The sequence below is a fragment of the Streptosporangium sp. G12 genome, assembly GCF_052983175.1.
On sequence record NZ_JBRIQO010000013.1, the window covers coordinates 236,586 to 261,206 of the forward strand.

Annotated in this window: 17 protein-coding genes; 6 read left to right on the forward strand and 11 right to left on the reverse strand. The window is 70.1% G+C overall.

From position 1 onward, the window contains the following. Window positions 1–71: 71 nt before the first annotated feature. Window positions 72–2,168, forward strand: coding sequence for a UvrD-helicase domain-containing protein (locus ACVCAG_RS21320; protein WP_447190165.1), 2,097 nt, complete (start codon window positions 72–74; stop codon window positions 2,166–2,168). A 48-nt stretch (window positions 2,169–2,216) separates the two neighbouring features. On the opposite strand, the gene ACVCAG_RS21325 is transcribed toward ACVCAG_RS21320, so the two are convergent. Beyond that, complete coding sequence (locus tag ACVCAG_RS21325; RefSeq protein ID WP_447190166.1) at window positions 2,217–4,730, reverse strand: GmrSD restriction endonuclease domain-containing protein; 2,514 nt, start codon at window positions 4,728–4,730, stop codon at window positions 2,217–2,219. Between the two features lie 539 nt (window positions 4,731–5,269). Between ACVCAG_RS21325 and ACVCAG_RS21330 the strand changes: the two genes are divergently transcribed. Next, on the forward strand, window positions 5,270–7,783 hold the full coding sequence (locus ACVCAG_RS21330) for a DUF4132 domain-containing protein (protein WP_447190167.1): 2,514 nt from the start codon (window positions 5,270–5,272) through the stop codon (window positions 7,781–7,783). 76 nt (window positions 7,784–7,859) lie between these two features. Here ACVCAG_RS21330 and ACVCAG_RS21335 read toward each other — a convergent pair whose 3' ends face one another. From ACVCAG_RS21335 to ACVCAG_RS21345, 3 genes are all read right to left on the reverse strand, one after another. Then, the gene (locus ACVCAG_RS21335) at window positions 7,860–9,014 is read right to left on the reverse strand and encodes an ARPP-2 domain-containing protein (protein WP_447190168.1); all 1,155 of its coding nucleotides are present in this window, start codon (window positions 9,012–9,014) and stop codon (window positions 7,860–7,862) included. After that, entirely contained in the window at window positions 9,011–10,384 is a 1,374-nt protein-coding gene (locus tag ACVCAG_RS21340; protein ID WP_447190169.1) for a hypothetical protein, read from the reverse strand. Before ACVCAG_RS21340 ends, ACVCAG_RS21335 begins: the two co-directional genes overlap by 4 nt. A 242-nt stretch (window positions 10,385–10,626) precedes the next feature. Then, window positions 10,627–12,738 (reverse strand): MMPL family transporter, encoded by a 2,112-nt coding sequence (locus tag ACVCAG_RS21345; protein ID WP_447190170.1) that lies wholly within the window; start codon window positions 12,736–12,738, stop codon window positions 10,627–10,629. A gap of 70 nt (window positions 12,739–12,808) precedes the next feature. On the opposite strand from ACVCAG_RS21345, the gene ACVCAG_RS21350 reads away from it, so the two are divergent. Next, the gene (locus tag ACVCAG_RS21350; RefSeq protein ID WP_447190171.1) at window positions 12,809–13,279 is read left to right on the forward strand and encodes a MarR family winged helix-turn-helix transcriptional regulator; all 471 of its coding nucleotides are present in this window, start codon (window positions 12,809–12,811) and stop codon (window positions 13,277–13,279) included. Here the strand turns inward: ACVCAG_RS21350 and ACVCAG_RS21355 are convergent. The 3 genes from ACVCAG_RS21355 to ACVCAG_RS21365 all read right to left on the reverse strand — a co-directional run bounded on the left by ACVCAG_RS21355 (window position 13,253) and on the right by ACVCAG_RS21365 (window position 17,665). Continuing rightward, entirely contained in the window at window positions 13,253–14,164 is a 912-nt protein-coding gene (locus ACVCAG_RS21355) for a hypothetical protein (protein WP_447190172.1), read from the reverse strand. The genes ACVCAG_RS21350 and ACVCAG_RS21355 overlap by 27 nt on opposite strands. Further along, complete coding sequence (locus ACVCAG_RS21360; protein ID WP_447190173.1) at window positions 14,161–15,618, reverse strand: phenylacetate--CoA ligase family protein; 1,458 nt, start codon at window positions 15,616–15,618, stop codon at window positions 14,161–14,163. Before ACVCAG_RS21360 ends, ACVCAG_RS21355 begins: the two co-directional genes overlap by 4 nt. 1,363 nt (window positions 15,619–16,981) lie before the next feature. Then, a complete protein-coding gene (locus ACVCAG_RS21365; protein ID WP_447190174.1) occupies window positions 16,982–17,665 on the reverse strand; it encodes a DUF998 domain-containing protein in 684 nt (227 codons plus the stop codon). A 136-nt stretch (window positions 17,666–17,801) separates the two neighbouring features. On the opposite strand from ACVCAG_RS21365, the gene ACVCAG_RS21370 reads away from it, so the two are divergent. Then, complete coding sequence (locus tag ACVCAG_RS21370; RefSeq protein WP_447190175.1) at window positions 17,802–18,482, forward strand: TetR/AcrR family transcriptional regulator C-terminal domain-containing protein; 681 nt, start codon at window positions 17,802–17,804, stop codon at window positions 18,480–18,482. Between the two features lie 152 nt (window positions 18,483–18,634). Here ACVCAG_RS21370 and ACVCAG_RS21375 read toward each other — a convergent pair whose 3' ends face one another. Beyond that, entirely contained in the window at window positions 18,635–19,204 is a 570-nt protein-coding gene (locus ACVCAG_RS21375; RefSeq protein ID WP_447190176.1) for a TetR/AcrR family transcriptional regulator, read from the reverse strand. 103 nt (window positions 19,205–19,307) lie between these two features. Here ACVCAG_RS21375 and ACVCAG_RS21380 point away from each other — a divergent pair, with 103 nt between their 5' ends. Together ACVCAG_RS21380 and ACVCAG_RS21385 are read left to right on the forward strand one after the other, a co-directional pair. Continuing rightward, complete coding sequence (locus ACVCAG_RS21380; protein WP_440081610.1) at window positions 19,308–19,787, forward strand: nuclear transport factor 2 family protein; 480 nt, start codon at window positions 19,308–19,310, stop codon at window positions 19,785–19,787. A gap of 22 nt (window positions 19,788–19,809) precedes the next feature. Next, on the forward strand, window positions 19,810–19,932 hold the full coding sequence (locus tag ACVCAG_RS21385; RefSeq protein WP_447190177.1) for a hypothetical protein: 123 nt from the start codon (window positions 19,810–19,812) through the stop codon (window positions 19,930–19,932). Window positions 19,933–20,020: 88 nt separating this feature from the next. Here ACVCAG_RS21385 and ACVCAG_RS21390 read toward each other — a convergent pair whose 3' ends face one another. The 3 genes from ACVCAG_RS21390 to fusA form a co-directional block, all read right to left on the reverse strand. Then, entirely contained in the window at window positions 20,021–21,016 is a 996-nt protein-coding gene (locus ACVCAG_RS21390; protein ID WP_447190178.1) for a CU044_5270 family protein, read from the reverse strand. Next, window positions 21,009–21,596: a sigma-70 family RNA polymerase sigma factor gene (locus tag ACVCAG_RS21395; protein WP_440081761.1), complete on the reverse strand. Its 588-nt coding sequence runs from the start codon at window positions 21,594–21,596 to the stop codon at window positions 21,009–21,011. The genes ACVCAG_RS21390 and ACVCAG_RS21395 overlap by 8 nt, the downstream gene beginning before the upstream one ends. 231 nt (window positions 21,597–21,827) lie before the next feature. Next, entirely contained in the window at window positions 21,828–23,957 is a 2,130-nt protein-coding gene (fusA, locus tag ACVCAG_RS21400) for an elongation factor G (RefSeq protein WP_447190179.1), read from the reverse strand. Window positions 23,958–24,621 lie beyond the last annotated feature (664 nt).

Sequence of the window (24,621 nt, forward strand, 5' to 3'; positions counted from 1 at the left end):
ACCTCGGTTTATCGTGCGCCTCATACCGGTACGATCACGTCGGCGGCAGCGAGAACCCCGGGAGATGATGCATGGCGAGACTCGGCGTCCACCGCGACTTCTTCCGGACCTTCCTCAAGCTCGAAAAACCGGTTCAGGATCAGACCATCGAGGTGTTCTCGAAATTCCAGCGGGCGACCCACGCTGGGCTGCACCTGGAGCCGGTGGCCAAGGCCCGCGACCCTCGGATGCACACGATCCGCATCACCCTTTTCTGGCGAGGCGTCGTGCTCGCCCCCGATCGGGGCGGCCTGTACGTGCTGCTCAACGTGCTGCCGCACGATGACGCCTATGACTGGGCCAAACGACGCCGTGCCACGGTGAACGCCGCCACCGGCGCCGTCGAGCTGCGCGACCTCGTCACGCTGGAGGAGCGGGCGGCGTCGGTCACTCCCACGGCCACGCCCGCGACTCCGCTTTTCGGCCACGTCAACGACGCCGACCTGACACGTCTCGGCATCGACGCCCAGGTGCTCGCGTTCGCCCGTACGTTCAACAGCGAGGACCAGCTCGACGGGGCGCAGGCGTTCTTCCCGAAGCAGCAACACGACGTGCTGGTCGGCCTGGCGTCCGGTATGACCCCCGACGAGGTTTGGACGAGTCTGCCCGCCCCCTCCGCCGAGGTCGTGGGATTCGACCCCGAGGACATCACCGCCGCCGTCGAACGCTCACCCGGACAGGTGCTGCTGGTCAACGGACCCGACGAGCTGATGGACGCGTTCACCAAGCCCTTCGCCCTCTGGCGCGTCTATCTGCACCCCTCCCAGCGCGACTCCGCCTCCGGCTCCTTCAGCGGACCGGCGCGGGTGACGGGCGGTCCTGGAACGGGAAAGACCGTCGTCGCCCTGCATCGCGCCAGGCACCTCGCCTCGCGGGTGAGTGATGAGAAGTCCGTCCTGGTCACCACCTTCGTCCGGACGCTGCCTTCCACCATGGAGGACGCCCTGCGGCAACTCACCGACGGCGATGGCATCCTGATGAACCGGATCGAGGTCCGGCACATCGACGGCGTGGCCTACCGGATCGTCACCGGCGGCACGGGCGGTCTCGCCGTACTGCGTTCCGAGGACGAGAAGGCACGCTGGGCGAAGGTGGCCCGGAGCATCGGCCTCCCCTCGCGCTTCGACGAGGCATTCCTCTCCCACGAATGGCGACAGGTGATCCTCACCCAGGGCATCGTCTCCCTGGAGGAATACCAACGGGCATCGCGGCCGGGGCGGGGAAGGGCGCTCGGCCAGCTACAGAGGACGCAAATCTGGGCTGCCGTCACAGCGTTCACCGACGCGCTGCGTGCGGACGGGGTGTGGACCTACGAGACCATCTGCCTTGAGGCGACCCGGCTCGTGGAGGACGGCGAGCACAGGCCATACCGGCACGTCATCGTGGACGAGGCGCAGGACCTCAGCCCCTGGCACTGGCGTCTGCTCCGGGCCGCGACCGCCCGTGGCCGCGACGATCTGTTCCTCGCCGGCGACACCCATCAGCGGATCTACGACTACCGGGTGTCCCTGAAGAAGCTGGGCATCGACATCGCGGGCAGATCCACTCGGCTCAGGATCAACTACCGGACGACCGCGGAGATCCTGCGCTGGAGTCTCGGCTTGCTTCACGGGGAACGGATCGACGACATGAACGGCGACCTCGACACGCTCGCCGGATACCGGTCGGACGTCCACGGCGCCGATCCTCGGCTGAGCGGCTTCGCCACCCAGCAAGACGAGTTGGCGGGGCTGGTCGAAACCGTCGGTCAGTGGCTCAGCCAGGGAGTCGCACCCGGTCAGATCGGCGTGGCGGCGCGCTCCAACATGCTCGCCGACCAGGCCGTCGCCAAGCTCAAGGCCGCGAACATCCCGGTCACCGCGCTAGCCAAAAGGCACACCGACCACGAGGTGGGAGTGGGCACCATGCACCGGATGAAGGGGATGGAGTTCCGGTGCATCGCGGTCATCGGCGTCGGGGAACACTCGGTTCCTCCCACCTCCGCCATCACGTCCGCCGAGGAGGACCTGATCGCCCACCAGCAGGATCTGCAGAAGGAACGCTGCCTGCTCTTCGTGGCCGCCACCCGCGCCCGCGAGGAGCTCACCATCTCCTGGCACGGTTCCCCCAGCACGTTCCTGCCCGCCTGATCGGCGTGTCCCCCGGGGCGCGGACCGGAGGACACGCGGGCTCGGCGACTACTCGCCCTTGGTCACGGTCTGGGCGAACCAGTCGAGCGAGGAGACCACGACATCCCAGACGGATTCGTTGACCAGCAGCACCGTCTTGAAAGAGGGGTACAACTCGATCTTCGCCGCGGGCAGTTCGATGCCCGGAGCGTCGTTGAGATTCCTGCGGAGTTGATCACGGAGGATCGGGTCGTCGAACGGCGGCCGCCGCTTCAGCGTGCCGAACGGGACTTCGACGGTGTCGGCGTAAAAGCGGATCATCGCCAACGTCTTGCCGTCCCGCTTGATGACCGGCGCGCACGAGCTGCCCGCGGACCGGCCGAACTGGATCTCACCACCGCGGGCCCGCCACCAGTCGAGCAGCCGGGTGACCGCCCCGGCCGCCTGCGGCCCGCTCCCCTCGCCCAGCTGCTCGAAGAAACGGCGCTCGTACTCCTCCAGGTCTCCCTGGTCACCGGGGAGCAGCTCGGCCTCGCTGATGTCCAGCGCGGCGGGAAGTCCCAGCAGTTCGGCGAGCTCCCGAGCGGAGATCAACTGGGTTCGGTCCGCCTTGCCGGCCTGGTCGAACTTGATTCCCTCGGCTCGGAGCACCTCGTGAACGTCCCGCTCGTCATCCTCGTCCGCCCAGCCGAAGCCCTTGGACACCTGGCCCGACGCGTTCAGCACCCGATGCGCGTTGAGCAGGCTGGTCTTGGCCAGGTGAGCACCCACCGGGACCGCGTGCGAGCCGATCAGCTCGGCGAGGTCCCCGTAGGTCGTCCAGGTGCCGGCCGGGAGCGCGGCGAGCGCCGCGTGCAGCAGCGTCCAGTCGCGGGACGGCCCCACCGGGCCGCTGTCCAGCGGGCCGGGCCAGATCTCGATCGCCCGGGTGGCGAGCCGTTCCGCGCGGGCCTCGATCTCCGCCTTTCCCCATCGCTCCTGTTTGGCGATCTCCTGGTTCATGACGACTCCGCTGCGCGTGAAGAAGTCACGCTTCCTCGCGAAGGACATGTTGCCCAGCTCGGAGTTGTAGCCGCTGAGGGTGAGGTTGCCCAGGGTGTGCACCAGCTCCTTGTGCAGCCGGTCCGCCTCTCCCTCGGTGGCGAGGGTCTCAAGCCAGTCGGGCGTCGGGCTCTGCGGCAACACATGCTCGATGGTGATCTTCTTGTCGGAGAGGTCCACCCGCTCCTTGGGGTCGTAGGTCTCCTCCAACCGGCGGAGCACGAGCTTCTGCTGCGCGGTGCGTCCCTGCCAGTAGAAGGCCTTACTGCGAATGTCGGCACGGAACTGTTCGTCCGAGGACCAGTACAGCCTCGCCGCCGACAGTTCGGTACGCAGAACATCTGCCACCTGCCGCTCGCCCGTCAGCTGACGGGTGAGCCGCATGAAGATCTTGTTCAGGTTGCCGGACGTGACGCCTGAGATCAGCCGCCGGATCAGAAAGCTCTCGATGTAGCTCAGCGCCTTGCAGACCTCCTCGTCGGTGCAGTCTCCGCTGTCACGGAGCTCCAGCAGTCGCATGATGACGGGGTACGCGGTGCTGCCCTTCCACTCGTTGAGGAAGCGCAACCGCCTCTCGATCTCCGTGTCGCCTTTTGGTTCGAGGATCTGCTGAAGATAGCGGGAGCGGCGAGAGAGCTCCTTCACATACTCCTCGACGCGTTCCTCGACCTTTCCCCTGTCCACGGTCACGGCCCGCAGAAGCTCCTGGTGGCCTCGGTAGGCGTCGTTGTACTGGGCCTCGTCACCCCGGTCGAGAATCAGGGTGAGATACATCAGCTGATCCAGTGCCTTGTGACCGAGGAGTCTCTGCATGGGCAACCAGTAGGTGTCGTGGACGTACTGCCCCTTTTTCGGCAGATGCATGAAGACGTAGTTGCGGATCAGGTCCACCTGGCTGAGCCGCATACCGGTGTTGTTGATGGATTCGAAGATCCGGAAGGCGTTGTCGTCGTCCTCCACGACGATCTGCACGAGGTTCAGCCGGTTGAGAACCACGCTCTCGACCCGGGCGATGTCATGAGGATCGGCCGGATCGTCGACCTCGACCAGCTTGGTGCGGAAGAACTGGTAGGCGCTCGCGATCCGGCTGTCCGTCTCCCCCATGGGCAGCCCCTCGACACAGGCCCTGAAGGTAGAGCGGTCGACCTGGGTGGGCAGCAGACGATATCTGAGATTTCCCGGCTTGAACTTGTTGATCAGGTGGGTCTCGTTGATGCGCTCACGGTGCATCGGGTCCTCGGCGGCCTGGTGGTCGCGCAACGCGCACAGCGCCACCATCAGTGTCGTCAACCGCTGCTGGCCGTCGACGACCAGCCACTGGTAGTTGCCCGGTGAATTCTCCGGACCGGGAGCCAGCACGACCGAGCCCAGGAAGTGGGTGTTGTCCTTGCCCTGTTCGATCTGGTCGACCTGCAACTCGATGTCCGCCCACAGCTTGGCGAGCTGCTCGCGCTCCCAGGAGTAGGGCCGCTGGTACAGCGGGATCATCAGCTGCTGCTCGCCACCGATAAGACCCCGGAGCGTCGTCTCATTGGCCTTCATGCCACCTCCATGGAACGTTCCTTCGACAGGAATCACGATCTTTACACGACAAGGGGTTTCAGTAGAGGTGATCTTTAAAGAACGTCTCGCGAGCAAACCTGTTCACGAACGCCTTCAACGTAAACCCTAGGCCCGACAGATCCTCTATCCAGGAAAACTTCGACTCTCAAACAGGATTAATAGCTAACAAAGCCGCAAATATACGCGATTCTACGGATTGCGAAAGGCGGTCAGAGCTTGTCTTCCACCCCGCGCAAGCGCACGCAGACATTCGCGACCTGGCGTATCAGGCTTGGTTCGGAGCCGGCGCAGGGACCGCCATACGCGTGATGGATTCGAGGAAGACGATTCAGGGAAAACGGTCGGGCTCGCCGCGTTGACATACCGCGGCGGTTCCATCGCGACGGCGCGTACGGCGGATGTCCGTTCTACCGGTTCACGGAATCTCCGGCGTCGCCCCCTGTTCCCTGCGCCGCGGCCGGAATTTGTCGGAGCCGGTTGGTAGTCATGGCGCTACCCCCTATCGCTGGAGACGACCGTTGACTTCTGACATGGGCCTTCTCGACGAGCTCTCCCCCGAGCAGCTCGGATGGCTCGGCGACGACCCCGGCCAGGTTCGCGCGGACCTGTTCGCCCGGCTCGACGAGCTCTACGTGCCGGCGCGGCAGTGGCCGGCGCCGACGTTCACCGAGAAGGTCGTCGCCGAGCTCGTGCCCACATTCGGCGACGCGCAATGGCGTGCGCTGGGGGTGTGGGCGCAGCTGCGGATGAACCTGCTCCACACCCGCGGGACGGACCACCGCCCGGATCCGACGTCGCTGGCCGCGCGGGTCGCCGAGCGGAAACTCGCCTGGACCGGCGACGAGGTCGAGCTGCTCTGGCGGGCCGCGATCGGGCCCAGCCTGCTCGACTACCGCCACGAGTCCTCGACGGCCCTTCCGTGGGCGGCCACCGAGAGTCTCTCCCGCGAGGCGCAACGCCGTCATCTCCCGCTGATGCGCCAGATCCACGAGGCTCTGACCGACAACCCGTGGGCGCCCCACTCCCGGCTCAAACGCGACATGGACATCCTCCTGGCGGAGCACGCGGAGGACGACCCCGTGCGGGCCACCGCCTACCTGGTCGGCGCGGGCGACGGCTTCGCCACCCTGATGGCCACCGAGTACGGCTCCCGCCTCGGCGACCCGAAGGCGCTTCCCCTGTTGTGTCACTGGATCACCGCGACCGCCGCGCGCCCCGCTCCCGCCTGGCTCCGGCAGGCCGCCGCCCTGCTCACACCGGACACCGGCCCGCTCGTCCGCGACATCCTGAGCCGCGTCCCCGCCCACCGGGAGACGACGATCCGGCACCGAAACGGCGACCACGAGTGGACCACGACGACCTATCTGAACGAACGCACCGCCGTGGCGCTGCGCGGCCTGGTGTGGACATGTGAGCTGATCGACGAGCCGTGGACGGTCCCGCTGCTCGGGGAGGTCGCCCTGGCGGCGGGCACCGGCATCGGCGGGTCCGGGCCCAACTCGCGCAGCGAGAAGCTCGTCAACGCCGCCCTGCTCGTGCTGGCCGGACACGGCGGTCTGGAGGTGGTGGCCCCGCTCGCCCGGATGCAGACCAAGGTCAGGAAGAGGTCGATCCTGGCGAAGGTGACGCGGACGCTGGACGCGGTGGCCGAACAGGCCGGGCTCAGCCGCGAGCAGCTGCTCGACCGGACCGTGCCGACGTTCGGACTCGACCCGGACGGCGTACGGGAGGAGAAGGCGGGCGAGCACGTTTTGCGACTGGCGCTGGACGAGGCGGGCACACCGCTGCTGACCTTTCTCGATCCGGCCGGAAAGCCGGCCAAATCAGCCCCGAAAGCGATCAGAGAGAGCAATGGCGGACTGCTCACCGAGTTCAGGAACACGCTCAAAGAGATCCGGAAGACCCTGTCCTCCGAGCGGCACCGCGTCGAGCGGGCACTCGCCGAGGACCGGCTCTGGCGCTGGAGCCAGGTTGAGGAGTTCTTCCTCGACCACCCCGTCACCGGTGTCCACGGCAGGCGGCTGATCTGGCAGATCCTGCAGGGTCCCGCCGGGATACCGGTCAGGACCGACGACGGCTGGGAGCTGACCGATCCGATCGGCCGCCGGATCCAGCCCCGCGCCGACACCCCGATGCGGCTCTGGCATCCCATCGGGGAAACCGTCGAGGAGATCCGCGGCCGGCGTGACCACCTCCTGGAGATCGGGCTGCGGCAACCGTTCAAGCAGGTCTTCCGCGAGGTCTACCTGCTCACCCCGGCCGAGGAGCGGTCCGGGACACTCTCCAACCGCTTCGCCGGACACAGGCTGCGGTACGGCCAGGCCAAGGCACTGCTTTCCGAACGCGGCTGGACCGGCCTCTCGCTCGGCCACTGGGACGCGGCGGGCGGCTCTGAGCAGGGCGAGGCCGTCAAGGAGGTCCCCGGCTGGCAGGCGCGCTGGGACATGCACCTGCCCTGGGAGTCCTGGGAGACGGACGGCTACGATGCCCCGGCCGCGTTCTGCCTCAGCGGGCCGATCCGGTTCTACCGCACCGGCGAGGAGCCGTCACAGGAGGAGTTCCGCAGACCGGCACCGCTGACCGAGGTGCCCCCGCTGGTGCTGTCGGAGACCATGCGCGACGCCGACCTCGCCGTCGGTGTCTCCTCCGTCGGCCTCGACCCGCAGGGACAGGGCGACTACTGGCATTCCTACAACTTCGGCGACCTCACCGAGACCGCCGAGATCCGCCGCGACGCCCTGACCCGGCTGCTCCCCCGGCTGCGCATCGCCGACCGGGCCGAGCTCACCGACCGCTTCCTGCGGGTCCGCGGTGACCTGCGTACCTACCGGATCCACCTGGGCTCGGGCAACATCCTGATGGAACCCAACGACGCCTACCTGTGCATCGTCCCCGACGTCGCGCCCGACCACGTTTTCCTGCCGTTCGAGGAAGAGGGCGGCATGCTGTCGGTCATCATCTCCAAGGCGCTCCTGCTGGCCGGCGACGCCGCCATCACCGACCCGTCCATCACCCGCCAGATCAGGGCCTGACCGGAGGTCCGCCGGGGGACACGACAGGCCAGCCGCCTCTCGGGGTATGTCGGCGACTTCACGAAACCCTGTGTGGTCACCGGCGACCGCGGCGGGCCCGGGCGCGGTAGTGGTCGAGGACGTCCTGGCGAAGGAGGTGGCCGAAGCCCGCGGCCTCGATGCGCAGGCCGAGCTCGGGCTCGGTCACGCCGAGCGCGACGGCGGTGTCGGCCACGTTCCAGCCGGCGGCGGCGAGACTGGTCAGCAGGTGGCCGCGCCGGACCTGGTTCTCCGACAGGCGGAACGTCTTGAGGTACGCGAGCCGGCCGGTGCCGTCGGTGATGAGCTCGCCGATGTGGTTCTCCCGCTGCCGTTCGAAGGGCGGCAGGAAGCGGGACAGGCGATACCCGCCCATCTCGTGAACGCGCTGGTAGGTGTAGTCGGCGCCCAGCAGCCCGCCCGCCATGACCCGGTCGTGGAAGGCCGCCCACTCGTCCCGCTGCCGGCGGGCCTGGGCGCGCAGATCGGCGAGCGAGCGCACCGTCGCGTCCGCGATGCGGGCCCGGAAATCGGGCACCGGCCCGCCGTACATCGCGTAGTGGTGGATCAGCTCGCCGTACAGGTCGTGGACGAGGGTGGTGTGCAGGGCGCGGTAGTCGTCGGGGTGCGGCACCACGAACGCGGCGGCGAGCGCGTCCGCGACGTGGACGAGAACGCCGCACTGGCCGTGGTGGATCTCGAAGACGCGAAGGGCGTCCTCCAGGCCGCTGACCGCGGCGCCCACGTACGCCTCCTCGACACGGGGCGAGAGCCCATGGCTGATCGCGCGGTGCGACCACTCCTCCCACACGATCTCCGGCCCGCCGAAGTGCAGCGCCAGATACCCTTCGAGCGCCAGGTGCAGGGGCAGGAAGCGCAGCCGGTTCCTGCCGGCCCGGCGGGCCATCCGGCGGTGGAACCGCAGCGGCATCCGGCTGGGCGTGCGCTCACGCTCCTGCGGCCCCCGCAGCTGTGTTCCGTACGCCGCGGCGGGGGTGCCGTCAGGCGTCCAGCTCGCCACGAACCCGTGCGGGATGTAGGAGGAGTACGCGGTCCGCGCGTCCACCTCGACGACGCCGAAGTCCGCGTCGTAGAGCCGGGCGTCGAGCCGCAGGTCCTCGATCGGCTCCTCGCGGACCAGCGGGACGAGCCGTACGCCACCCCATGCCTGCGCGGGGCGGGTGGAGAGCCCGGTGAGGGTGAGATCCGTCATGCGTCCTCCCGCAGGAACGCCTCGACGCGGCGCGCCAGGTGGGCGCGCAGCTCGGGGAGCCCGGTGCGCCCCTCCGCGAACCGGGCCAGCTCCACCAGGGCGACCAGGTTCTCGGCGTCGCGGATCCCGGCGGTCGGGACGGCGGGCGCCAGCCGCCGTACGTCGAAGTGGGCGGCGTCGTACACCGGGTTGAGGTGCACGACGGCGCAGGTGTGGTCAGGGTCGAGCCGGGTGCGCCAGATCCGCAGCACCTCTCCGGCGAGCCCCGGCGGCGAGTTGTCCCACCCGTCGGAGACGATGACGAGGCGCCCGGGTCCGCGTTCGAGGCCGTCGAGGACGCGCTCGCCGAGCGGTGTCGCCCCGTACGGACGGGCGAGCAGCGCGTCCGTACGGCCCGACAGCCACAGCGGCGTGTACTCGGAGGCCAGCGCCTCCAGCAGGAAGTGGCAGGCGAGCGCGACGGCAAGCGGACGGCGGCGCTTGTGCCCCGAGCCGTACGCGGAGAAGCTGTCGTCGAGGACGGCGGCCACCGCGCCCCAGCGCCCGGCCTGGTCGCCCGCGGTCCGGCGGGCGGCCGCGCGCAGCGCCTCCGTCAGCTCGGCGCGGCGGCGCACGCGATCGTCCAGGGAGAGGGCGAGCACGTATGACGCGAGCCGGGTCAGCGGCATCGTGGTGAGGTCGGCCCGCACCGCGCCGGCCCCCAGGCCGCGCGCCGACTCCTGCAGGCGCAGCCGCTCCAGCCGGGTGAGCCGGGGCGCGATGCGCTCCAGGAAGGTGGCGCGTGCGATGCGGTGTTTCGCCGCGAACCCCTCCGCGACCGTGTAGGGCAGCTTGTACAGCGCGGCCTGCTCGTAGTGGGCCCGCCGCCAGGTCTCCAGGATCGGCGTGGCGTAGACGGCCGGCCGGTGCGGGGTGAACAGGAACGGCCCCAGCTCCCCGCCCGGCCTCAGGTGGGCGTGGCGGACGGCGTCCTTGACGGCGCCGCGGTACTTCACCGCGTCGAACGCGAGGTCGGGACGGGCGGCCAGCCAGTCCCGCATGATCGCCCTGGTGCGCCGGTTGTTGACCCTGGCGCGGCGCAGCTCGCGGAACAGCCCGTACACCCGGGGTGGCGGCAGCAGGGCCAGCCTCCGGGCGATCAGGCGCCCCTCGGCCAGGCGCTGCGCCCGGCCCGTCTCCCCCGCCGTGACCAGCAGGTTCCTGGCGATCAGTACGGCGTTGTGGTCGTTGACGTCCAGGGCGAGGGTGGCCGCGTACAGGTCGCGGTAGTTGCCCATCAGGTAGCGGTGCAGGAAGTCCAGCGAGAGCCCCTGCTCGTCCGCGCCGGAGTGGAACTCGCGCTGGCCGGTGGAGGTGATCGCCGCGTTCACGAACAGCAGGACGTCCTCGGCGGCGATCAGGTCCGCACCGGTCTCGATGTGAGCGTCGATCGCCGCCTCCGGGGTGATGTGCGAGGCCGGCCGGGGAGTGGGAGCACGAGCTGCGAATCATCGCTTCAAAGGCGGGTTCCGGAAGTCGCGCCGGAGTCCCGCGGCCGACTCCGGAAGGCTAGCACCGGCATATCCCCTTCTTCTTCCTTATTTCCCGCATCTCCCGCTGCCCGGGCCGGGTGTCACCTCGACGCCTCGGTCAGTTCCCGGGACTCCTGCCCCACCTCGGCACGGCCCAGGCGGCTGGGCCACCAGGCCCGCGCGCCCAGGTCCCGTACCAGCGCCGGGACCAGCAGGGATCGCACCACCAGGGTGTCGAGCAGGACGCCGAAGGCGACGATGAAGGCGATCTGCACGAGGAAGGCCAGGGGGATCACCACCAGCGCGGCGAAGGTGGCGGCGAGCACGACGCCCGCCGAGGTGATCACCCCGCCGGTGGTGACCAGCCCGCGCAGCAACCCCGCCCGCGCCCCGTGGTGCGCGGTCTCCTCGCGCACCCGGGACATGAGGAAGATGTTGTAGTCCACCCCCAGCGCGACCAGGAAGACGAAGCCGTACAGCGGCACGGACGCGTCGACGCCGGTGAACTTGAACACGTGCGTGAAGACCAGCGTGGAGACGCCGAGGGTGGCCAGGAAGTTCAGTGCGACGGTGACCACCAGGAGCACGGGCGTCACCAGCGAGCGCAGCAGGACGATCAGGATGAGCAGGATGATCGCCAGGACGACCGGGACGATGAGCAGCGTGTCGTTCCTCGCGGTCTCCGTCGTGTCGTATCGCTGGGCGCTGTAGCCGCCGACCATGACGCCGTTCTCGGGGGCGAGCGCGGCGCGCAGGCGCCTGACCGTGTCCTGGGCGGCGTCGCCGTCCGGCGCGTCGTTCAGCGTCGCCTCCACCAGCACGAGCCCGTCAACGATCTTGGGGGGGTCGCCCGGTCGTCCGCTCCGGGTCACCGCCGCGGCGTCGGACACGCCCTCGACGCCGCCGGCCGTCTTCTCCACGGCCGCGGCACGCCCGGCGGGGGCGACGATGACCGCGGGCTGCCCCGAGCCGCCGGGGAAGTGCTCGCTCAGCGTCGCCTGCGCCGCCACGGACGGCGCGTCGTTCACGAAGGTCTCGTCCAGCGGCACCCCTCCGGCGTTCAGCTGCGGCGCGAGGAGGGCGAGGCCGGCGAGAGGCAGGACGGTGGCGATCCAGAGCCGGCGCGGACGGCGGTCGACCAGGGTGGCCACCCGGCTCCAGATCCCGCGGCCCTCGGCGTCGGCCGCGACGGCCGGGCGCGGCCTCGCGGGCCACAGGGCGGCGCGGCCCAGCAGGACGAGGGCGGCGGGCAGGAAGGTGAGCGCGCTGAGAGCGGCGCACGCGATGCCGATGGCGCCCACCGGGCCGAGCGCGCGGTTGTTGGTCAGGCCGCTGAGCAGCAGCGCGAGCAGGGCCAGGGCCACCGTGGCGGCACTGGCGACGATCGGCTCGAACGAGCGCCGCAGCGCGACGCGGCCCGCGGTGAAGCGGTCGCCGGTCGTGGCCAGTTCCTCCCGGAAGCGGGCGGTCAGCAGCAACGCGTAGTCGGTGGCCGCGCCGATGACCAGGATGAACAGGATGCCCTGCACCTGGCCGTCGACCCGGACGATGTCGCGGTCGGCCAGGAAGTACACCACGGCGCACGCGAGGCCGAGTGCGAAGACCGCGCCGCCGATGATGATGAGCGGCAGCAGGACGCTCCGGTACACCGCCAGCAGGATGATCAGGACGGTGATCAGCGCCACCCCGAGGAGCAGGCCGTCGATCCCGGCGAAGGCGTCGGACAGGTCGGCCCGGGTGGCCGCCGGCCCCGCCAGCTGAGCCCGCAGGCCGTCGACCGCCACCGCCGAGCCGATCCGGTCCAGGGTCTCCCCGAGCGAGCCCTCGACGTCGGGTCCGAGCTGGACCACGCCCTGCAGCGCCCGGCCGTCGTCCGACGGGATGGAGGGCGTGGGAGTCCCGGCGACGCCCTCGGTGCCGCGCAGCGAGGCGAGCGCCCGGGTCGCCGCGGCGCTCTGCTCGGGAGTGATGTCCTTCCCGTCCTTGCCGTCCGCGGTCCACACCACGATGAGCGGCTGCGTCGCGTCCTGACGGAACCGCTCCTGCACCTCCAGCGCGCGTGTCGACTCCGCGCTCCGCGGCAGGAACGCGGCCTGGTCGTTGGTGGACACCTCGGTGAGCTTGCCGGCGAACGGCCCCAGCCCTCCGCCGACGGCCAGCCAGACCAGCACCAGCAGCGCCGGGACGAGCCAGCGGATCGGTCGCCGCGCCATGAGATCACCCTTCCCACATATAACTCAATGATTAAGTATCTCAATGATTGAGTTAAAGTAGCATGGCGATATGAACGGCGACGGCGAGGAGAGCATCGACCTGCTGTCCTTCGCGGTGCGACTGCGACGGATGACCGCCGAGTTCAACCGCATCGCTCACGAGTTCGCCCACGAGCACGGGCTGCATCCCACCGACGTCCAGGCCCTGATGAAGATCTTCGACGCTCCGTCGCCGATCACGCCGAGCCGGCTACGGGAGGAGCTGAACCTCACCTCGGGCGCCGTCACCGCGTGCCTCGACAGGCTGGAGCGGGCCGGGCACATCCGCCGGGTTCGCGACGTGCACGACCGGCGCGTGGTCCACCTGCACTACCTCGACGCGGCACAGGCGCTCGCCGCGGTCTTCTTCCGCCCGCTCGGCCGCAGCACGGACAACGTCCTGCGGCGGTTCGGCCCGGAGGAGCTGCGCATCGCGGCCGCCTTCCTCGACGCGATGAACGAGGAGCTCGAAGCGTTACGAGCCGCTCCGGGTTCCGGCTGACCCCTCCTTCGAGCGCGCGGGCCTGGCCGGAGACTGGAGGGCAGGCGGCGCGATGGCCTCGCGCGATGCCTGATAGGCGGCCGTCGTCCGCTCGGGGCCCCGCACCCTGCGCCAGATGAGGTACTGCAGGGCCATCAGGGGGCCCGCCGGCACCATGAGGGGGAACGGCTCCGTCAGCAGGCCCGTCCGCATCGCGAGGACCAGCGTCGCGGCCAGCACCAGTGAGACGCCCGCGGCCGACCAACCGGCCTCCCGCCCGAACGCCTTGAACGACACCAGTGTCCACAACACGAACATGAGCACGTCACCGAGACCGATCACCACGGGCTGCGGTCCGCCCCACCAGGCGAAGACCGGCGCGAACGGCAGGTCGATGACCTTGCGCAGGAAGTCGCCCATCATCGGCAGCAACGCCGTGGCGACGAGGTCGTAGCCGGCCAGGAGCAAGGCGAAGACGGCCACGTCGCGGGCCTTGATGCCACTCTGGACGTAGAGGTTGCACACGCCGATGACGAGGATCAGCAGGAGGACGTTGTTCCAGGCCGTCGCCGCGGAGGACCCCGAGAGGAAGAGCACGAGATCGAGCGCGGCCGCGCCGAACGCCACCAGCAGCGCCACCCGCCCCGGCAGCAGCGGCGCCAGGGTCATCTGGATCGCGAAGACGGTCATCAGACCCAGCACCGTCGCGACGGCGGACGACGGCAGGGCGAGGTAGACCACGGGGATGACGAGGACGGCGGTCACCATGATCATGACGTCCCCGAGCGTGTACACCCCGACCGGGGGCCGTTCCATCCGCACCCGGAGGAAGTAGAGCACTCCGAGCAGGATGGCCGCGGCCGGAATGAGGACGATCACCACGATCTCGGCGAGGGCGGAATTCACTGTACGGTCTCCGGATGCTTCTTCGGGGTCGCGTCGGCGAAGCTCAGCTCGCGCAGGTCCGCGCGTACGGGCGCGGTGGGCGGCATCGTGGCGCGTTCACCGTGCACGATGACACGGGACAGCGGGATCTCCTGTTCGAGGCCCCGCTTGCGGATCCGGTCGGCGGCCTGCGGGTCGTCGCCGAGGATGTGCAGTTCCAACCCGTCGGTCCCCGTCCGCAGGGACCACCGGGACGGGAACCTCGCCGCCGGATCGGCCTCGACGAGCTCCAGGATGTCGCGCGGGGTCACGGTGCGGCCCTCGAAGCCGTACAGGTGCCCGTCCTTGCCCAGCACCCGTGAGGTGGCCGGCAGCTGCGCCAGCTCGCAGCCGAGCTCGTCATCGGCCAGCCGGCGCACCACGTCTCCGCTGAACAACCTGAGGAGGAGAGTGGTCTCCCGGTAGGGGAAGACCGGGGTGAAGGTGAGCACTCCCAGCTCACCGGGCTCGGCGGCCCGGGTCCCGGTGAGATCGAGCACCTCGGTGATGCCCTGTTCCGGGTGGAAGTGCAGATGCCCCCCGGTACAGATCTGGCCGCTCGACGGGGCGATCTCGGTCATCCCGTAGGTTTCCACGACCGTGGCCCCGAAAAGTCGTTCGGCGCGGCGGCGCAACCCCTCGGTGAGGATCTCGCCGCCGCACGTGATCTGCCGCAGCCCGAAGTCGGCGGCCGTGTACCCGAGCCGCTCACCGACCTCCACCAGCAGGCCGAGGTAGCTCGAGTAGGTGACCAGCAGGACGGGCCGGGCCTTCGCGTCGGAGAGCCGGGTGCCACCCGCCAGCCGGGAGAGCGAGATCTCAGGCTCCACCAGCCCGAGGGAGCTGGGCGCCACGCCGATCAGCGCCGCCGCCCCGGCGAAACAGTGGATTCCGAAGAAGGCACGCGAGACCAGGTTGAGCTGGATGACGTCGCCTTCGCCGAGCCGGTTGTCGATCAGGAGCGAGACCGCGGTCATCGCGGTGAGCAGCTCGGCCTCGTAGCGGGAGAACCACACCGACGACGGCGGGCCGGTGGTGCCGGAGGTCTCCGCCCGGTACCAGGGCCGGACACCGCGGTTCACGAGTGCCTCGGGTGTGTCGCGCAGGGTCTCCTTGCGCGTGACCGGCAGCCGCTCCAGGGTCGACAGGTTCACCTCGTCCGGCCGCATGCCGACACGATCGAAGAGGTCCCGGTAGTACGGGGTCTCGGCGTACGCCATACGTGCGAGGCGGCGCAACCTCCGGTCGTCGATGGGCTTACGGTCCTGGACCGACATCGAGGTGCCGCGGAACGCGTCGAGGTCGCCGATCCCACCGAACTCGGCACGGGTGGCCACGATGTCGGCGACGACACGTTCGATGTTCGCCACCCGGAGCCGGCGACCGAACACAAGGGAAAGGCCATGGTGCAGCTGGGCCACTGCGGTCCTCAGCACGAATTCATCCTCCGACGGCGGCAGGGAGCTGGCAGTGAACCGGGCCGCCCCGGGGCGCACGCGCCCCGGGGCGGCCCTTGGATCCTGTCGATCAGTACGGGCACACCACGAAAGCGACAGCGGTGATCGCGCTCACTGCGTACTTGCAGTAGGCGAAGGCAGCCTTGACCATTTTCCCTCCCTTCGGTTCCTGTCATCCCCGTTAATAGTGCCGAGCGTTTCGGCCACTTCGAAAAGCAACCTTCGGGCACCCCCGGCACACCGTCAAGAGTTCAGTCAATCGCGGTAAATGTCTACCTTTTTCTGCACAAACCTATTTACAACTATTGACAGCATGACAGGTATAAATTTATAGATTTTTGCTGATAAGTCTGGCCTGAATGCGGGAGAAGGTCCGCTCGGGGGCGGCGCGAGACGCCCTTCCCGCCGAAGGCGAGCCGCCGCGCGGCTGGGATTCTCGCGGTGGGCGTGGTCACGGAAACTCCACGGGCGGCCTTGGCGGGAGGTCTCCTCACCGCAGCCGCAACTCACCGCGGCCGCGACCGGACATCCTGGCGCGCGCCGCCCCGACGACGCCGGAGCGTTCCGGTGCACCCCGTGCCACGCGGCTCGTCACCCTCCCGGCAGTGCCGGTGCGGAGAACGTGGGCGTGACGTGCGCGACGGACATCAGCGCAGGTCAGGCCGCCCGGCGACCAGGAGTTCCACCGGCCGATGGCGCCGGCATTCGCGCGGTCCCGGATGGTTCCCGGCCCGCCCTCGACGGCCCGCCGAGGTTCGCCGCCACGGGGGCGCCGGTCGCCCCGCTCGGCATCGCAGCCCTCGACACCCTCGCGACCGATCGCACCACCGACCGGACCCACGCCCGGCCTCTCAGGCCCCGTAAAGCACAGCAGCAGTTCTTGTCAACCTGGAAGCTTCCAGGTTCCCGTACGACCGGTCCGTGTTCCATCATTTGATCGCACCATCTCCTCCCGGGCAGACCAGAAATGGTCGAACCGGATTTTCCGAGACCACCTCGATGCTCCGTCAGCGCCGGCCGGAACAGTCGGACAGCCGACAGGTCGAGTCGATTTCCTCGTCACAGGAAATGGGGGAGAAAAAGGGAAAGAGGAAAACGTCCCACCGCCCGGCAATCGCCGCCGGCTTTCTCCTGACCAGGATCATGGCGGGCGGAATGAGGCAGCAGATCCCGGCCGGAGAATGGAAGCTCGATATACAAGGCGTTTCCGGCCTCGCGGGACCTCGAGCCGCTTCGCGCGGTCAGGCCACGCGTCCGGCGCTCGGCGAGCGCGCTCTCCTGCCAGATCCGAGAGGTGAGGGGCGACGACCTGGGCCCCCACCACGATCGGCCGAGCTCGCCCTCACGCGGCGCCGGTCACGGTCGGCGGTTGAGACCCGCGTACCCGCACCGCGAGCGCCGCGGCCCACCCCCAGCCCAGGAACGCGATGGCGCGCAGGAGCAGGCTCAGGGGCCGGGAGTCCTCGCCGCCGTCCGACAGCAGCCCCGCCAGCAGGTAGAGAGCGGGAAGCGCCACGCCGGTGGCCGCGCAGTAGAGCGCCCATCCGCGCTCTCCCCGTACGGCGAAATGGCGGGTGAAGACGAAGCATGCCGCGACCAGCGAGACGAACACCAGGCCGAAGGCGGCGCCGTGCAGGATGTAGCCCAGGCCAGGATCGTCGGGGAGACCCCGCGGCGCGCCGGGCGGGTAGCCCCACGCCGGTTCGAAGCGGAAGGCCCCGGCGGCGACCAGGCCGGTCCCGTACGCGCCGATCAGTAACGGCCCCCAGGTCCCGCCGCGGCCCGGACGCAGCGCCCGCCACAACCCTGCCGCGAACGCGATGTCCAGCAGCCCGGTGGCCACGAAGTTGGTGATCTGGATCCACCCCAGGTCGCCCAGGCTCAGCATGCTGAGCGGCTGCCGCCGGGGGTCGAAGTCCGCGCGCGTGTAGTCCTGGACCACGACCACGAGGACGAACAGCGGTCCGGCTACGGCACCGCAGGTCAGCAGCGCCCTGGTCAGGCGCTGTTCCCGCATGGTGGACATGGCTCTCCCCTCTTCGACCGGCATCCGGCATGTGCCCGGGACGTCCGGCGCGCGACCTTTCCTTGGCGGCGTTTCCTTAGCAGCGCTAAGTGCGCGCCGCCGTCATGCTTCCTTAGCGCTGCTAAGGTGTCAACCGATGGGAGAGAACAAGCGGGGAGCCGGCCTGACCCGGCAGATGATGATCGATACGGCGCTGCGGCTGCTCGACGAGGTCGGCCTGGACGGGCTGACGGTGCGCCGGCTCGCCTCGGAGCTGGGCGTCCGGTCACCCGCCCTGTACTGGCACCTGCGCAACAAGCAGGAGCTGCTCGACGGGATGGCCGACGCGATCGTCCTGGCCGCCGGGATGGGACCGCCCCGCGAGGGCGAGTCCTGGCAGGACTGGCTCGCCCGCCGGGCCCGCGCGTACCGCGACTCCCTGCGCGCCCACCGCGACGGCGCCCGCCTCGTCGCCAACGCCGCGAGCCTGAGCCCGGCGACGATCAGGATGTTCGACGAGGAGCTGACCGCCATGGTCGGCCGTGGCTTCACCCCGGTCCTGGCGCTGCGCACGGTCACGGCCCTCACCCGCTACGTCAACGGGTGCGTCCTCCAGGAGCAGACCGAACGCCAGGCGTCCTCGGGCACACCCGCGGACCGGTTCGCGGCACTGGCCGAACTGCTCGACGGGGGCATGGAGACCACCCTGCTCACGGCGTTCCGCGAGAGCGGCGGCTCGTTCGCCGAGGACGCCTTCGAACACGGCCTCCGAACCCTGATCGACGGCACGGCCGCCGCCCTGGTCCTTGAGCGATCCGACCTGGACGACCGGGGGTGAGGTGCCGTCCACGACGCCGACGTGACCAGGGGGACGAACTCTGGGACGGGCCGCCACCCGCTCTCGACACCTGGGACAGGACCTGGTCCGGAAGCGTGCGCCTGACCTCGGGAAGCATCCAGTCCGTTGACCGGTGTTCCGGGGATGTGTGGTCAGGCGGGAGTGGGTGCTGACCGGCCGGGCCGCGACAGGCCGGTGAGGACGACGTCGACGGCGCGGGCCAGGGTGTCGGGCGGGGTCCGCGTCGTCGCCGACGCCTGGGCCAGGCCGCGGATGAGCAGATAGACCTCCTCGACCGTGACCGAGGGCCGGACGGCCCCGGCGTCCTGTCCCCGGCGCAGGACCTCGCCGACCACGGACTTCAGCCGGTTCGACGCGGCGACGGCGCCGGCGGGGAACTCGTCGCGGCCGGCCACCAGGGAGACGAGGGTGAGTTTGGTGGCGCCGGTCTCGATCATCGTCTGTATGAGGGCGCGCCATGCCACGGCCGGGTCGGCGTCGGCGACGAGCGCGTGGGCCAGGTCGGTGAGCTGCTCGAAATGCCGCAGCAGCGCCGCCTCGATCAGCTCCTCCTTGGTCGGGAAGTGGCGGAAGACCGTGGCGATGCTGACGGCGGCCCGCCGGGCCACCTCCTCGGTCGACCCGGCGGCACCGTACTCCCCGAACACCGCCTCCGCCGCGGCCAGGATCCGTTCCCGGTTCTCCCGTGCGTCCTGCCGCATCCGGCCTCCTCCTGATCTCTGATCTCATTTCAGGGCTTTAACCGTAGTCTGGACTACGGTACGCTTTCCGTAGTCCAGACTACGGTTACCTTAGGAGAATGCCATGCCGCAGCCGTACACACCAGCGGAGGTCGTCCAGGCCGTCGCCGCGGGAGTCAGCCGCCTGATCGCCGGCGAGCTCACCGAACGCGAGCGGGAGGCCGAGCTCGACCACCTGGCCGGCCTGTACGCCGAGCGGACCGACGTCCGGCACCCGTTCGCGCCGCTGGGTGACACGCCGCTGCGCACCCGTGCCGAGCTGCGCCGGCACTTCGCCGAGGCGCCGGGCCGGGCGCGGGCCGACCGGTTCGAGCCCGTGGGCCACGTCCATGAGACGGCCGATCCCGAGGTGGTCGTCTTCGAGTTCAGCTACGTCGGCTCGGCCGGCGGCCGTCCCTTCGCGGTGCCGTGCGTCTTCGTGTCACGGGTACGTGACGGCGTCATCGTCGAGTCCCGCGACCATATCGACCACCTGGGCCTGGCCCGGGCCTTCGGCCGTCTCGACGGTCTGGTCACCGCGCTGGCCGCGGGCTCTTCGTCCTGAGCGAGTTCTCGAGAAGGCTCGGTTGAGCGGTCGCGCCTTCAACGGGATCCTGCTCCTCGACGTCCCCGAGAACTTCGAGATCAAGGCGATCGAACTCCATGGCTCCGTCTTCTCCGACGGCGTCACCGTCGCCCTGGACGACTGACGACACACCCGCTACCGGACGACGTCGCTCCGGCGGTTCTCGATCCCCCGGCGTCGGCTCCCCGAAGAACCCGTCCCGCGCCGGCTCCCTAAGGGATCTGTCCGGGTTCGTCGACGACTCCCGACGCGACCTCGGCGGTCACGAAGGCGCTCCCCTTCGGGAAGGCCACCTCGCCGTTGATGAGATAGTCCTGCAGGTAGTCCGTCCGCGAGCCGAGATGGCGATAGGTCGTGCTGTCGAGGATGACGTAGGACCGCTCGGTGACCTGGCCGTTCTCGTCGCGCTGCGTGCCGTAGCCCGGGCTGCCGACCTCGTAGGCGATGCCCATGCCCGACCTGCCCGCCGCGTCGCGTATGCCGAGGTCCACCCGGACTCCCGGAATCCTGGCGAGGGCGCGGAAGATCGCGGCCTCCAGCTTGGGCGGCATGTACTCCTCCTGACCGAGATAGAGCGACAGCACTCGGAAGGCCCGCGCGTCCGGGTGCTCGTGGAGCCCGCGCTCCTCGTCCGGCTTGTCCCTCCAGTGCAGGTCGCCCTTGACGTGGGCCAACAGCCTGTCCGGGTCGGTGGGCAGCTTGGCCAGCCTGGCCGCGTACTGCCGGGGGGACAGGTCGTCGTCACCCGGGTCCGGCCCGATGGTCCGTGTCTCCATCGGGCGCGAGCCCATCCGGGTCGCCTGCCTGGTGCCGTCGTAGCGCGTCCAGTACTCCTGGATCTCGGTCGAGCCGTCGGCGGGCTGCGTGACGACGCTCTTGCGGTACAGCCACTGGTCGGGACGGAGAGGGGTCCTTTCAGGACGGCGCTTCTCGGCCGTCAGCGCCGCCTTCCTCAGCATGACCTCCGCGCTCACCGGCGTCGCCTCCACGATGACGGACGGCGGCACGACCGGCCGCTCGTCGTCGTTCACCACCACGGTCACCGCCGCGATCACCGCGACGGCCGCCGTCACGGCCATCGGCAGCGAGAGCACGGGCCGGAATCGGCGGTGGTGCCGCAGGGAACGCGCCCGCAGCGCGCGCAGGCGGTCGGCGTCGGGCTCGGGCGCGTCCGCCCGCAGCTCACTCAGCAGCTTCAGGTCATCCACGACCGGTCTCCTCCTCCGAGATGGCGGACGGATCGACCCCGCCCAGGGCCTCGCGGGTCTTTCTCCTGGCACGGTGCAGGCGCGAGCGCACCGTGCCGATGGGGACGCCGAGTGCCCGCGCCGTCTCCTCGTAGCTGAGATCCGCCCAGGCGATCATCAACAGCACCTCGCGGTCCTTCGCCGACAACACGGCGAGTGCCCTCACCAGCTCGCGCTGCGCCGCCGAGGCCGTCACCCGGGACTCCACCCGGTCGGCGTAGCTCTCGGCCACCTCGTCCACCCCGGTCCTGGCCAGCGAGAGGTACGCCCTGACCTCGGCGCGGCGGTGCTTGCCGATGAGGTTGGCGGCGATGCCGTACAGCCAGGGGCGGGCATTGCGGTAATCGGTGTCGTAGCGCCCGAGCCGCCGGAAGGCGGTGAGGAACGTCTCGGCCACGATGTCGTCGGCCGTCGAGTCTCCCAGGCGCCGCGTCACGTAACGGTGCAGGGCGGGGGCGTGCCGGTCGAACAGCACCGAGAAGGCGGCGGAATCACGCCGGGCACGCTTGATCACCTCCGCGTCGTCCAGGTCTGTTTCCACACTCAAGCGTGAACTCCGTTTCCGTGGTCCGGTCCCCCCTTTTCACCCGATGACGCGAAACGAGTTCTCCACACCTCCGTTTCGGACGGCCTGGGCGGGCGTGTGACGGGAGACGCGTACCCGGGCCCACCCGATCAGACCGACGAGGGCCGCGCCCAACGAGAGCGTCGCCGAGCGATGGCCCCGCCCGGGGGCGGGGCCATCGCCGGTTCCTACGATTCCTGCCGGTTCCTACCGGGGCGGCGTCCCGTCGGACACCGTGCCCGGCACCGGCGCGTACCCGGTGGCCCGGGTGGTGAAGGTGCCCCGGCCCTGGGTGCGGCTGCGCAGCCGGGTCGCGTAGCCGAACAGCTCGGCCAGCGGCACGGTCGCGGTGATCACCACCGTCCCGGCCCGCGCGGTCGAGCCGGAGACCCGGCCGCGCCGGGCCGCCAGGTCGCCCATCACCCCGCCGGCGGCGTCGTCGGGCACGGTGGCCGTGACCTCGACCACCGGTTCCAGCAGCGCCATCGCACCGGTCCGCAGCGCCTCACGCAGCGCGAACCTTCCGGCCGCGCGGAACGCCATCTCCGAGGAGTCCTTGGGGTGGGTGGCCCCGTCGGTCAGCGTGACCCGCAGGCCGGTCACCGGATGGCCGCCGAGGGGACCCTCGGCCAGCGCGTCCCGGCACCCCGCCTCCACCGCCCGCACGTACTCCTTCGGCACCCGCCCGCCGACGACGGTCGAGCCGAACACGAAGCCCTCCGCGTCCGGGGCGGTATCCAGCGGCTCCAGCGGTTCCACGTCGAGGACGACGTGGGCGAACTGGCCGGCGCCGCCGTCCTGCTTGACGTGCCGGTACAGCAGCCCGGACACCCCGCGCACGACCGTCTCCCGGTAGGCGACCTGAGGCCGGCCGACACCGACGTCCAGCCCGTGGGCACGACGGATCTTCTCCACCGCGACCTCCAGATGCAGCTCGCCCATTCCCGACAGCACCGTCTGGCCGGTCTCGGGATCGGTCCGGACCACCAGCGAGGGATCCTCCTCGACCAGCCGCGCCAGCGCCGACGACAACCGGCCGGAGTCGACGCTCCTGCGAGCCTCGACCGCGACGGAGACCACCGGATCGGCCACGGCCGGCGGTTCGAGGACCAGCGGCGCCGAGGGCTCGCACAGGGTGGCCCCGGTGCGGGCCGCCTTCAGCCCGACGACCGCGACGATGTCCCCCGCCACGGCCCGGTCCACCTCGGTGTTCCGGTCGGCCTGTACCCGCAGGATCCGGCCGATCCGCTCGGTACGCCGCGCGCCCGCGTCCAGCACCGTGTCTCCCTTCAGGATCGTTCCCGAGTAAACGCGCAGGTAGGACAGCCGCCCGGTGGCGGTCGAGCTCACCTTGAACACCAGAGCGGCGAACGGCGCCGCCGGGTCGGCGGCCCGTTCCAGCACCGCGCCGCCCCGGGTGTCGTGCTGGGAGCCGCCCTGGATACCGTCCCGGGTGCCGCGTACCGGCGGCACGTCCAGCGGCGAGGGCAGGTAGGCGACGACGGCGTCCAGCAGCGGTTCGATCCCCCGGTCGCGGTAGGCCGATCCGCACAGCACCACCACGCCCTCACCGGTACGGGTCAGGTCGCGCAGCGCGGCGGCGAGGGTCGGCGCGGAGATCGCCGACTCCGCGCAGAACTCCTCCAGCGCGATCGGGTGCAGTTCGGCCACCGCCTCCTCCAGCAGTCTCCGGCGCCGGTGTGCCTCCTCCAGCAGGGCGTCCGGCACCGGCCCCTCCTCGAACGTGTCGCGGCCCCCGGCCCAGACCAGCGACCGCATGCGCAGCAGGTCCACCACGCCGGTGAACCCGTCCTCCCGCCCGATCGGCAGCTGGACGACGAGCGGGACCACCCGCAACCGCTCGCGGATCGACGCGACCGCCGTGTCGAGGTCGGCGCCGGCGCGGTCGAGCTTGTTGACGAAGGCGATCCGCGGCACCCCGTGCCGGTCGGCCTGCCGCCACACCGACTCGCTCTGCGGTTCGACGCCCGCGACGGCGTCGAACACCGCGATCGCGCCGTCGAGCACCCGCAGCGAGCGCTCCACCTCGTCGGAGAAGTCGACGTGGCCCGGGGTGTCGATCAGATGGATGCGGTGGCCGTCCCAGGCACAGCTCACCGCCGCGGCGAAGATGGTTATTCCACGGTCGCGCTCCTGGGAGTCGAAGTCGGTGACGGTCGTCCCGTCGTGCACCTCGCCACGCTTGTGGGTGGCGCCGGTGACGTACAGGATCCGTTCGGTGATGGTGGTCTTGCCCGCGTCGACGTGGGCGAGGATGCCCAGGTTGCGGACGCCGGTCAGCGAGTCGGTGAGATGACGGTGCAGGTCGGTGCGCACGGCCCATGGCCCTTCGGAATGTTCCGGACAGGACGGCGCGATTCCCGGACGAGACGACCCGAGGTCAGGTCGTGGAGGGACCCCTGGCGTGGCGCGACCGCACGGGGGCATGCCCCGGCGGCCGGTTCGGCGCCGGGCGGGCAGGGGTCAGGGGTTCGTCACGGGCATTCGACGCCGGCCGCGCGGCCGGCGTCGGGCACCGACGAAGACACCAGGATCACGTCGTAGCGTGACGGGGGAATGACCACAGCGGTGCGGTGGCGCACGGACTGCTCCCCTCACTGGTAAGGCGCGCGCCGCGGTGTCGCGGCAGCGCGTGATCAGTGGCGAGTGTAGCGAGACCGGTACGGGCGGGAAAGCGATTTTCTCGCCGGTCCGGCGACACATGCCGGCCATTGACACCACTGCCTGATTTATCTGACTTCCGGACGTCGCCGTAAGGGAAACCTTTCACGCGGGTGAACGCGGGAGTGTGGCCATGTCGCCCGAGAATCCACTGTTCGGCCGACGCCGGACGCTCCCGAACGGGGCTGGACCCTGGTGATCGCGGCCGGGACCTACCGCGAGACGGTCCTCGTCCCCTAGACCAAGACCGGCCTGACCTTCCTCGGCGCCACCCGTGACGCCCGTGACGTCGTCATCGTCTTCGACAACGCCGCCGGGA

What these genes read in the sequence shown, in the direction of transcription:
- ACVCAG_RS21345 (WP_447190170.1), bottom strand. Translation starts at nt 12,738, where the DNA reads ATGGCGCGGCGACCGATCCGCTGGCTCGTCCCGGCGCTGCTGGTGCTG.
- ACVCAG_RS21320 (WP_447190165.1), top strand. Translation starts at nt 72, where the DNA reads ATGGCGAGACTCGGCGTCCACCGCGACTTCTTCCGGACCTTCCTCAAG.
- ACVCAG_RS21335 (WP_447190168.1), bottom strand. Translation starts at nt 9,014, where the DNA reads ATGACGGATCTCACCCTCACCGGGCTCTCCACCCGCCCCGCGCAGGCA.
- ACVCAG_RS21365 (WP_447190174.1), bottom strand. Translation starts at nt 17,665, where the DNA reads ATGTCCACCATGCGGGAACAGCGCCTGACCAGGGCGCTGCTGACCTGC.
- ACVCAG_RS21380 (WP_440081610.1), top strand. Translation starts at nt 19,308, where the DNA reads ATGCCGCAGCCGTACACACCAGCGGAGGTCGTCCAGGCCGTCGCCGCG.
- ACVCAG_RS21325 (WP_447190166.1), bottom strand. Translation starts at nt 4,730, where the DNA reads ATGAAGGCCAATGAGACGACGCTCCGGGGTCTTATCGGTGGCGAGCAG.
- ACVCAG_RS21350 (WP_447190171.1), top strand. Translation starts at nt 12,809, where the DNA reads ATGAACGGCGACGGCGAGGAGAGCATCGACCTGCTGTCCTTCGCGGTG.
- ACVCAG_RS21370 (WP_447190175.1), top strand. Translation starts at nt 17,802, where the DNA reads ATGGGAGAGAACAAGCGGGGAGCCGGCCTGACCCGGCAGATGATGATC.
- ACVCAG_RS21375 (WP_447190176.1), bottom strand. Translation starts at nt 19,204, where the DNA reads ATGCGGCAGGACGCACGGGAGAACCGGGAACGGATCCTGGCCGCGGCG.